This window comes from Bradyrhizobium forestalis, from assembly GCF_002795245.1.
Taxonomy (GTDB): domain Bacteria; phylum Pseudomonadota; class Alphaproteobacteria; order Rhizobiales; family Xanthobacteraceae; genus Bradyrhizobium; species Bradyrhizobium forestalis.
Genome location: NZ_PGVG01000110.1, coordinates 1 through 1,407 on the forward strand (window position 1 = coordinate 1; position 1,407 = coordinate 1,407).

1 protein-coding gene is annotated in these 1,407 nt (G+C 60.9%); it reads left to right on the plus strand.

Features of this window, described 5'->3' with window-relative positions; all coding sequences use genetic code 11:
* The coding region (locus tag CVM73_RS38685; protein WP_146006755.1) for an AMP-binding protein at positions 1 to 1,407 on the plus strand (1,407 nt) is incomplete at both ends.

Below are 1,407 nucleotides of genomic sequence, written 5' to 3' on the forward strand. Positions count from 1 at the left end.
ACCTGCCGTTCGAGCAGGTGGTGGAGATCGTGCAGCCGCCTCGGGCTCTTGATCACACGCCATTGTTCCAGGTGATGCTGGCCTGGGAGAACAATGCGGTTGGATCATTGGACCTGCCGGGGCTGAGTGTCGAAGCTGCCGGGGAGGTGCTTGATCAGGTCGAGTTCGATCTGGAGCTGAGCCTTGGCGAGCATGGCGAGGAGATCGCCGGAACGCTGGGGTATGCCACGGCGCTGTTTGATCAGGCGACGATCGAGCGGCAGCGTGATTATCTGCTGGCGCTGCTGCGGGCGATGGCTGCCGATGCGCAGCAAGAGGTCCACCGGATTGAGCTGCTGTCGACTGCCGAGCGCACGCATCTGCTGGACGAGCTGAACCGGACGGCGGCGCCGTACCCTGCGGAGCGGTGCATCCATGAGCTGTTCGAGGCGCAGGTGCACAAGGCGCCGGATGCGGTGGCGGTGGTCTGCGATGATGAGCGGCTGAGCTATGGCGAGCTCAATGCGAAGGCCAACCGCCTGGCGCATCACCTGGTCGCCCTCGGGGTCAGGCCGGAGGATCGCGTTGCCACCGTGCTGGACCGCTCCGCAGCTCTTGTGGTGGCGCAGCTGGCGATTCTGAAGGCCGGCGGCGTGTATGTACCGATTGATCGCGCCCTTCCGGTGGCGCGACAAGAATTGTTGATGGCCGATTGTGCTGCCCGCTTGGTGCTTTGCGCTGATGATCTGGTTGAGGCGAGGATACCCGTCCGTGCTATTGAGCCGCTCATAGCTCGAATGGGATGTAGTTCCGATCCTGGGCTGGCGTTGAGCGCTGAAACTGCCGCTTACGTCATGTACACCTCCGGCTCAACTGGCCTTCCCAAAGGAGTTGTTGTTCCTCATCGTGCCGTCAACCGGCTCGTGATCAACAGTGGGTATGTGAAGATCGATGCAGGAGATCGGGTGGCATGGGCCGGCAATCCCGCATTCGACGCAAGCACATTCGAAGTATGGGCACCGCTGCTTAACGGTGGTTGCATTGTTGCCATGCATACCGCCACCGTCAGGGATACTCCCAGTTTTGCGCGAGCGCTTGAACAGCACCGGGTGACGTCACTGTTTCTGACAACAGCATTGTTCAACCAATATACATCATCGATTGCTCCGACGTTGGCGCAACTGAAGCACCTCCTCTGTGGGGGTGAGCGCGGTGATCTTGCCTCATTTCTGAGATTGTTGAAAGAAAAGGGTCCTGTACGTCTCATTCACTGCTACGGGCCCACCGAGACGACGACCTTCGCGACGATCTGGACTTGCCCGGCTGATTTCAATGGGTCGTTGGTCCCGATCGGGCGTCCAATCGCCAACACGCGGGTGTACTTGCTTGATGGCCATGGCGCGCCCGTGCCGTTCGGCGCGGTGGGCG